Genomic DNA, 7909 nt, shown 5'->3' with positions numbered 1-7909 from the left:
AGCTCGCGCGCGGCGCGCTCGCGCTGTATGGCCGCCGTCGAGCGGACGACCTGCGCCCGCCGCTCTTCGAGCGCCGACACCTTGCCGGCCTCCACGCGCGCGGCCACGCTCTCGTAGAACCGCTCCGCTTGCCCCAGCAGACTGTCGGCCAGCAGCATCCGCTCCTGCGCCGCGAGCAGGTCCGTGAAGGCCTGCGCCGTCTCGGTGAGCACGTCGAGGCGAACCGTCTCGTAGTCCCAGCCGGCAAGATCGCGTTCGAGAGCCGCCACGTCCCGACGCCTGCGCCGGTCGCCGCCGAGTTCGATGAGCTGGCTCAATCCCACCGTCACCTCGGCGGCGTCGAAGTCGCTCACGGGACCGCCTCCGGCAAAGTTTTCGAGGTCGGTTCCGATCTCCGGGTTAGGCGGCAACCCGGCCTGCAACGTGCGGGCCTCACGGGCGCGCACCTCCCACGCGAAGGCCCGGAGGTCAGGATTGTGCAAAAGAGCCAGCGCGAGCGCTTCACGCAACGAGAGGTCACCTTCCGGGGAAGGAACGAGCGCGGCAAGGGAATCGGCCCTTACCGGGGATTGCGGGGGTTGGTAGGCTGGAACGGCTTCGCCGAGCGGCCGGGGTGGCGGCCAGGCTGCGTCATACGTCGTCGCGCAGCCGGATAGCACGGCCACCATCCCCGCCCCGGCCAATGCCAGGTAAAGAAATCTCATGAAATCACTCCGGAACAAGCTTGGAAAGACAGAAAGACGGCGAGCGCAGCGCAGAGGCGCGGCGGCGGCGCACGGATGCACCACGGCCCGGGCCGTCACGTCAGAGAGAAACCGGACGCGCAAGACACGCGCGCCCGGAACGATCCGGAGTGGATCAGATCAGCAGAACAACGGTGCTGAGAGAGAAGAGCGAAGCAGAGGAAGAGCGCGCGTAGTTCGTTGCTTCCACCGAAGCAGAAAACCGGAACGGCGCGGGAAGCGAAGCGACCACCGGCAGTTTCGCCAGAGGAGAGGCCGTCGCCTTGACGGGGAAGAAGGCCTGTGCGTCGGAGAAACTCACAAAGAGCGGCACGTCCACGCAGTCCTCACAGATCTCTGCGGGCGTCGTGCCCGCCGGCAAGACCTTGCGTTCCTCGTGGATCTCCGTCACCGTCGACCAGAAGCCGGAGCCGCAATCGTTGAGGTGCGCGGTCTCGACTTCCACCCGTCCGTCCCCCTCGAAACAGAGCACGATGCCCGCCAGCGCGTGCTGCCCCACCGGAAAGAGCAGAAACATACCGGTGAGCACCCACACGATCGGGGCGCTTCGTTTTCTGATCTGTAGAAGGTTGAGGGACATGGACTCAAAGGGGATCCGTTCATCGGAGGTATCGACGCCCCCGACGGTTTCTGGACCCCGTCTATCGCCCCCGCCCCCATTTTGTTTCCCGAAAAAACCGTCTTCAAAAAATCCTCGCGCGCGCGAGAAAGACAAAGGGGCCCCGGGCATGCGCCGGAGACGAGACGGGCCGAAATTCACAGAGAAAGGACGGGCAGGACGTCGTCGGACTGCAGGGCGTCGAGGATCGGGCAATCGCTCGTGGGGCCGCATCCGTCGCAGGCGGTCACGAGCGTGGCCAACGCCTGCCGCATTCGTTCGAGGTCTCGGATCTTACGTTCGAGGTCGGCGAGTTTGGCGGCGGCGTGCCGGCGCACCTCCCGACGATCCGTGCCGGGATCGACGCGGAGCGAGAGCAACTCCCGGATTTCCTCCAGCGTGAAGCCCAACTCCTGCGCACGCTTGATGAAGCGGATGCGCGCCACATCGTTCTCGGTATAAATTCGGTAGCCCGACGCCGTGCGCGAGGGCTTCGGCAACAGACCGCGCTTTTCATAATACCGGACCGTCTCGGCATGGACCCCCGCCCGGGCGGCCACCACTGACCGCGTCATGCTTTTCATAATGATTTCCTGCTTTTTCATCGTTCCGGGGCGAATTTCTGAATGCGATCGTTCCCGAAATCGACGACGTACAGGTTGCCGTCTTCGTCGAAGGCCATGTCGGTCGGGCGTTCGAAGCGTCCCTCCTCCGAACCCGGCCCGCCGATGATCGCCAGCCACGCACCGTCCTTCGAGAGCACCTGCAGACGGTGGTTGTAAAAGTCGGCCACATACACGTCCTCGCGCGGCCCTACCGCCACCGAAGTCGCCACGTTGAAATGTCCCTTCGTGGTGTCCGCCCAGTTGATGTCGTCCGGGACCATCCACCGAAACGCGCCGTCGGGGCCGAAGGTTTGCACGCGGTGATTATAGGCATCGGCCACGACGAAACCACCGTCGGCGAAGTGCGCCACCTCGGTCGGATAGGTGAACTGCCCGGGCGCAGGGCCGTCCTGCCCGGTGGTCCCGTACTGCCGGACCATGCCGCGCCCGAGGTCGATCACCTGAATGCGCTGATTGTAGAAGTCGGCCACGTAAACCCGTCCCCGGGCATCGACGGCGGCGCTCGTGGGAGCGTCAAACGCGCCCGGCCCGTCGCCCGACGTACCGAAGGAGCCGAGTGGAACGCCCTCGCGGGAAAAAAACTGTATCCGGTCGTTGAGGTATTCGGGGACGAGCAACGTGTCGCCCTTCATGCCGAGGTGCATGGGCCGCCCCAACTCGCCCGGCCCCTCGCCCGGGGCTCCGAACTGCCGGAGGAACCGCCCGTCGCGATCGAAGACCTGGATGCGGTCGTTTCCGGCGTCGCTCACGAAGACCTCATCGCCGGAGATGAAGATGCCGAGCGGCTCGCGGAACGCGCCCGGCGCATCGCCGCGCTCCCCCCACGCTTTCACGAAGCGATAGGCGGGCGGTCCCTCCGCCTCCGGTCGGCAACCCGCCGCCAGGACGACGAGGGCCAGCAGTCCGGCCATCCGGGCCGCCGTGTTGCTTTTCAAAATAAAGCTCGTCATGTCGGTCTCCTTCAAAGACTGAAACGCATACTGAGGGTGAGGATGGCGTCGTTTTCGAGGGCGCCGCCGTTGAGGTCCTGCACCACGGGGATCTGCACCGCCGCGCCGAGGATGACCCGGCGGGTGGCGTACTGCAGGCCCGGCGCGAGGTACCACGTCACGCCGCCCGAGTTCGCGTCGGGCGCGCCGCCGAGTTCATTCTTGCCCTGCCCGATCAGGTTGCTCTCCAGCGCAACGTACAGGAAGCGGGGCAGCCCGGGCCCGAGCCGCCTCGGAAGCACCCGCACTTTCGCGGCAACGTCGAGACGCGCTTCGTCGCCGAAGCGGAACCCGTCTGCCTCGGTGTTCAGCTTGTACGACGCCGAGACGTCGATCTGCCAGGCAAAGCTCTGCCGCGTCAGGACGACGCCCACGAAGGGATCCCACGAGCCGGAGCCGAGCTGAAGCGGTCGCGGCAATGGCCCGGCAGCGTCGCGGTCGTCGTTCGTGCCGGTGGGCAACTCGATCCCGGCAAAAGGCGCGAGCCGCACCGTGAGCCCCCGGCGGTTATGCTGGAAAAGCGTGTACCGCGCAAACAGTCGCGCATCCCCCACGCCGGTCGTGTTCCGCGTGATGCGCCCCGACGGCATCGTCACCTCCATGTTTTTGTCGAGGATGGGGAAGACGCCGAAGAGCGCCAGCCGCCCGGTCGCGCCGTAGACGCCGACCAGCGGGAACGCCGCCACGCGCAGATCCCGATCCGTCGGCATGGGATCGCCCGTGGATCGCAGGACCTTCGTCTGAAGCCGGATGATCGCCTCGCCTTTGCCCACCGGAAGCGCCGTGTTCGTGGTGATCTGCGCGCGCGCCGGAACTACCGCCGCCATCGTGAGCGCGAAGGCCGCAAGGCGCATCCACACACGCGCTTTTCCAAATGCCATCGCCTTCTCTCCCGCTCTCATTTGCCTTCCGATGTTTTTACGTTCTCATCTACAAAAACGACGCTCTTTGCCTCAAACCCCGCATCTGAGACGGCCTTCCGGATCTTCTCCTCGGAGATTTTTGCGCCCTCTTTCACCTTCAACTCGACCACCCCTTCCTCCAGCAATACCGACAGATCGGCGACCTCGTCGAGTTTCTTGAGGCGTTTTTCGATGCCATAGGCGCAGAAGGGGCAGGCCAGCCCGCCGACCTCGATGATCACATCGGGGGTTTCGAGACGCTTGTCATCCTGCGCCCGCGCTTCCGGCGCGAGGGCCGCCATGGTGAAAAAGGTCAGGAGTGCAAAGAGCCCGAGCGCTTTGCCCCATACCGGGCGCATCGGTCCCGCGAGGCTCTGGAATGTGCGTTTCATGTCTGCTCACCGTGGATTGGTTCGTATGCTTCTCTTTCAAACAAAAACGAAGGCCCGGCCCGTGAGAAGGACAAGGTCCCTCCCGCGAGCCGGAGCCGAAGTTCACAGCGGCTGTCCGACGCCGGCGGCCCGAAGCGTCTCCTCCGAGACGCCCCGCCCGGCGCAGCACGCCGCCAACTCGCCGTCGACGACCACCGCCGGAACCGACCGCACCCCATAGGCCGCCGCACGCTCCGCCACACCGGCCTCGTTCAGATCCAGCACCTCGACCTCGCACGACGGGCACGCTATCCGCTCGACCATCGCGACCGTTTCGCCACAAACGGGGCATCCCGCCGTGAAGACTTCCACTTTGCGTTTCGTTGCCATGACCTCACCTCGCTGTTTGTTTCCTTGAAACACCGCGTCCACCCCCCCGGGGATCGGGAGACGTTTCGAGAGGCTGTACGCACTGTATCAAACTACAAGGTTCTGGCCTTCCAAAAAACTTCACGAAAAAGTTCAACAGAGGGGCGAACTTCGGGATACCTGGGCCTGAAAGCAGTCGCGCATCATTGCCCCGGAAAACACTCCGCAAGGCCGAGGCTTCGTGTTTTGATAATGAACGGTAGCCGCAAGCTGTAGCTTGCGCGGCGGGGCAACCGTTCAAGCGCGCAAACGCATACGCGCGCTACACGTGGCGGAGCAGCGGCTCGGCCCACACCTCGACGGCGAGCACCCAGGCATCCGCCGCCGGGAGCGTGACGGCGCGCGGGTGGTCGCGGAGCCAGAGTTGCGCCGCTCGTTCGGACGCGAAGAAGTGCGCGTTCCCGCAGAAAGCGCCGCCGGGACCGAAAAGCCCGGTGGTCCCGCAGGCATCAGCGGGGCCGCACGCGGGTTCGGCGGCTCGAGCGTCCGGTATCGGGACCGAGACGACGACGCCGGGCGGCGCGAGGTCCGCCACGCCCGCATCCGGCGTCACCGTGAGGCGGACGGGCGCGCCGGTGACGGGGCACGCGGAGGTCACGCGCGCAGGCGTGCCGAGGAGTGCGGGGAAGAAGAGCGCGTCGAGGGCGCACCACGTGTGCAACCTCCGCCCCGCCGCCTCGAAGCGATGCGCCGTGGGCCGAAGCGACAGCCCGGCCGCCCCCACGATCCGACCCGCCTCGTCCGTCTCCAGCTGCCGCACCTCGCGCAGCCCCCACACCGCCGCCGCGACTCGCTCCGAGGGCCACCCGAGCGACGTCCCGAGCCGTCCGAGCGCGACCGGCGCGCCGCCGACGAGCAGCCGCGCCGCGTGCACCGCCGCCGCTGCGGTGTCGGGCGCATCCGCCTCGGGCCCCATCGTCTCGCGCAACGTGCGGGACAACCATCTCCTGAGATCGGGCACGCTCGAACTTTCGGAAAAAGGCCGCCCCATGATCACCCCTCCCCGGCCGGACGATGCACCCCGCCCGCCGCCGCATTGACGCCCTCGGACAGCGTCGGGTGAATGTGGAGGCTCCGCGAGATCTGATGAAAAGGGATGCCCGCATCGACGGCCGCCACCAGTTCATGAATCAATTCACCCGCATGCGGCCCGACGATTTGCGCGCCGAGGATCCGATCCGTCTCGGCGTCCGCCACAATCTTGACGAACCCGTCCGTCTCCCCCAGGATGCGCGCCCGCGCCACGCGTGAGAACGGATACACGCCGGTCTTCAGGCTGAACCGCGTGCACGGGCCTCCGACTCCGTCAGCCCGACGCCGGCGATCTCCGGGTCCGTGAAAATAGCGTGCGGCACGTGGCGTCCCTCCGTCGTCGCCGCCTCCCCCTTCACCAGGCAGCGATACAGGCGGTCGGCGTCGTCCCGGGCGCTGTGGGTGAACATCGGCGGGCCGGTGACGTCGCCGATGGCCCAGACGTGCGGCCGGTTCGTCCGAAAGGCGGCATCAACCGGGATGAAACCACGTGCGTCGGTCTCGACGCCGGCGACGTCGAGCCCCAGTCCGTCCGTGTTCGGCGTGCGCCCGGCGGCCACGAGGAGGCTCGCGCCGTCATGCCATTGCTCCCCATCCGCGCCCGACGCGAGCAGGCGAACACCCTCCGGCGTCCGTTCCGCGCGGCGGACCTCGGCGCCGAGAAGAACCTCGATGCCCTCTTTCCGGAAAACCCGGTGAAGCACCTCGCTGATCTCCGGATCTTCTCTCGGCACGAGGCGATCCGCGCGCTGAAAAACCGTCACCTTCGCCCCGAAACGGGAAAAGACCTGCGCGAACTCCACACCGACGTACCCGCCTCCGATGATCATCAGGGAAGCGGGAAGCTCGGTGACGTCGAGCAGCGTTCGGTTCGTAAAAAAAGGGACCTCGCGCAAGCCCTCGATGGGGGGGATCGTCGGGCGCGCGCCGGTGTTGATGACGATGCGCTCGGCTTCCACCACCGTATCCCCCGCCCGAAGGCGATGGGCGCCTTCGAAAACGGCCCGTTCCGGGATGAGCGTCAGGTTTTTGTTTTTCTCCACCTGCCGATAAGCGCCGCCCCGTATCCCCTCCACGATCTCGTTCTTCCGGGCGACGATGGCCGCGAGGTCGACTTCCGGCGCGCCGGCGTTGACGCCGAAACGATGCGCCGTCCGGACGGTGTGCGCCACCCTGGCCGAATGCACCATCGTCTTCGTCGGGATGCATCCCCGGTTCAGGCACGTGCCGCCGAGCGCTTCCTTTTCGAAGAGAACGGTCGCATGTCCCTTGAAGGCGAGTTTGTTCGCGATGGGCAGTCCGGCCATCCCGCCGCCTATGACGGCATATGCCGCACGAATGGTCTGCATTGAACCTTCCTCGTATATGTGAACGGTGCGTCCCGCTTTCGCCTCACTCCGAAGATCCGATCCTTTCCAGGCCGGTGATCTCGATATCATCCCCCACCACGGTCAGGGTGAAACGGATGGAGTCGCCCTCGGAAAGGCCGCGCAAGAGGGTCGTGTCGGCCACGGCGAAGGACATCGTCATGGCATCCATCAGGCCGGGTATGGCTTCGTGGTTCACACGAACGTGCACGCCGTCGGGCAGAAACGTCTGAAGCACGCCGACGGAGGTATACGTTTGCGGCGCGGGCGGCGTCTGCGCCTCCGGGGTGCGGTTGCATGCGGCGAGCGCGAACACGAGGAGGCCGGGGAGCAGAAGGTTTCTCATGAGGAACGGTCGGGGGACGAGCTTTGGCATCGGGGACAGGAGACCACGGCGCGGGCGTTCTGATAGACGGCCAGCGCCAGCAGGAGCGCCGCGCCGAGGTAGAGTTCGGTCTCGTAGGTGACGATGAACTTTTGCACGCGTAGACCGGCGCTCGTGGTGACGAACGGGAGCGCCGCAGCCGCCACGCTCATCACCGCCGGGAGGAGAGGCGAACAGCACAGGAGCGGCGTCAGCAGGCTGACGGCCAGGCTCCCCGCCGTCGTCGCCTTGCGGGCTTTCCGGCCCTCGCGCATCACAAACACCGTCATGGGCACGACGAGGGCGAGGAGCGCGGCGAACACCATCGCGAAGGCCGCCAGCCGGGGCGTCAGATACGCCAGCGAGATCAATCCGATGCGCGCGCCGGTGTACGACGCCGGGAGCACGAGCAGGTAGACCAGCAGAAAGCACGCGAAGCTCACCCCGCCGAGCACCCGATAGCCCCGCTCCGAAAACACGATCCCCAC

The 7909-nt window shown here is 66.4% G+C and carries 12 protein-coding genes; all 12 read right to left on the bottom strand.

Annotated elements, in window-relative coordinates:
* Positions 1 to 509, bottom strand: a 509-nt coding sequence (locus AC1HIY_RS01750; protein ID WP_479574978.1) for a TolC family protein, incomplete at its 3' end; no start/stop codon positions are given.
* A 349-nt stretch (positions 510 to 858) separates the two neighbouring features.
* Complete coding sequence (locus AC1HIY_RS01745; RefSeq protein ID WP_479574977.1) at positions 859 to 1323, bottom strand: hypothetical protein; 465 nt, start codon at positions 1321 to 1323, stop codon at positions 859 to 861.
* 176 nt (positions 1324 to 1499) lie between these two features.
* A complete protein-coding gene (locus AC1HIY_RS01740; RefSeq protein WP_479574976.1) occupies positions 1500 to 1925 on the bottom strand; it encodes a MerR family transcriptional regulator in 426 nt (141 codons plus the stop codon).
* Positions 1926 to 1942: 17 nt separating this feature from the next.
* Complete coding sequence (locus AC1HIY_RS01735; RefSeq protein ID WP_479574975.1) at positions 1943 to 2917, bottom strand: 6-bladed beta-propeller; 975 nt, start codon at positions 2915 to 2917, stop codon at positions 1943 to 1945.
* An 11-nt stretch (positions 2918 to 2928) separates the two neighbouring features.
* Positions 2929 to 3837: a transporter gene (locus AC1HIY_RS01730; protein WP_479574974.1), complete on the bottom strand. Its 909-nt coding sequence runs from the start codon at positions 3835 to 3837 to the stop codon at positions 2929 to 2931.
* 17 nt (positions 3838 to 3854) lie between these two features.
* Entirely contained in the window at positions 3855 to 4250 is a 396-nt protein-coding gene (locus AC1HIY_RS01725; RefSeq protein WP_479574973.1) for a heavy-metal-associated domain-containing protein, read from the bottom strand.
* A gap of 102 nt (positions 4251 to 4352) precedes the next feature.
* A complete protein-coding gene (locus AC1HIY_RS01720; protein ID WP_479574972.1) occupies positions 4353 to 4619 on the bottom strand; it encodes a thioredoxin family protein in 267 nt (88 codons plus the stop codon).
* A gap of 301 nt (positions 4620 to 4920) precedes the next feature.
* Positions 4921 to 5619: an organomercurial lyase gene (merB, locus tag AC1HIY_RS01715; RefSeq protein ID WP_479574971.1), complete on the bottom strand. Its 699-nt coding sequence runs from the start codon at positions 5617 to 5619 to the stop codon at positions 4921 to 4923.
* A 32-nt stretch (positions 5620 to 5651) separates the two neighbouring features.
* Positions 5652 to 5921 carry a hypothetical protein gene (locus AC1HIY_RS01710; RefSeq protein WP_479574970.1) on the bottom strand — a complete coding sequence of 90 codons (270 nt, stop codon included), beginning with the start codon at positions 5919 to 5921 and terminating at the stop codon, positions 5652 to 5654.
* Positions 5922 to 5929: 8 nt separating this feature from the next.
* On the bottom strand, positions 5930 to 7039 hold the full coding sequence (locus AC1HIY_RS01705; RefSeq protein ID WP_479574969.1) for a dihydrolipoyl dehydrogenase family protein: 1110 nt from the start codon (positions 7037 to 7039) through the stop codon (positions 5930 to 5932).
* Between the two features lie 43 nt (positions 7040 to 7082).
* Positions 7083 to 7403 carry a copper-binding protein gene (locus AC1HIY_RS01700; RefSeq protein WP_479574968.1) on the bottom strand — a complete coding sequence of 107 codons (321 nt, stop codon included), beginning with the start codon at positions 7401 to 7403 and terminating at the stop codon, positions 7083 to 7085.
* Positions 7400 to 7909 (bottom strand): hypothetical protein (locus AC1HIY_RS01695; protein WP_479574967.1); only part of this gene is annotated, 510 nt, incomplete at its 5' end. The genes AC1HIY_RS01695 and AC1HIY_RS01700, both read right to left, overlap by 4 nt.

It is taken from the genome of Rhodocaloribacter sp., from assembly GCF_056451265.1.
The sequence above is the reverse complement of the archived record's forward strand: the minus strand, read 5'-3'. Positions and strand labels throughout refer to the sequence as shown.

What these genes read in the sequence shown, in the direction of transcription:
- AC1HIY_RS01745 (WP_479574977.1), bottom strand. Translation starts at nt 1,323, where the DNA reads ATGTCCCTCAACCTTCTACAGATCAGAAAACGAAGCGCCCCGATCGTG.
- AC1HIY_RS01735 (WP_479574975.1), bottom strand. Translation starts at nt 2,917, where the DNA reads ATGACGAGCTTTATTTTGAAAAGCAACACGGCGGCCCGGATGGCCGGA.
- AC1HIY_RS01700 (WP_479574968.1), bottom strand. Translation starts at nt 7,403, where the DNA reads ATGAGAAACCTTCTGCTCCCCGGCCTCCTCGTGTTCGCGCTCGCCGCA.
- AC1HIY_RS01720 (WP_479574972.1), bottom strand. Translation starts at nt 4,619, where the DNA reads ATGGCAACGAAACGCAAAGTGGAAGTCTTCACGGCGGGATGCCCCGTT.
- AC1HIY_RS01725 (WP_479574973.1), bottom strand. Translation starts at nt 4,250, where the DNA reads ATGAAACGCACATTCCAGAGCCTCGCGGGACCGATGCGCCCGGTATGG.
- AC1HIY_RS01740 (WP_479574976.1), bottom strand. Translation starts at nt 1,925, where the DNA reads ATGAAAAGCATGACGCGGTCAGTGGTGGCCGCCCGGGCGGGGGTCCAT.
- AC1HIY_RS01705 (WP_479574969.1), bottom strand. Translation starts at nt 7,039, where the DNA reads ATGCAGACCATTCGTGCGGCATATGCCGTCATAGGCGGCGGGATGGCC.
- AC1HIY_RS01730 (WP_479574974.1), bottom strand. Translation starts at nt 3,837, where the DNA reads ATGGCATTTGGAAAAGCGCGTGTGTGGATGCGCCTTGCGGCCTTCGCG.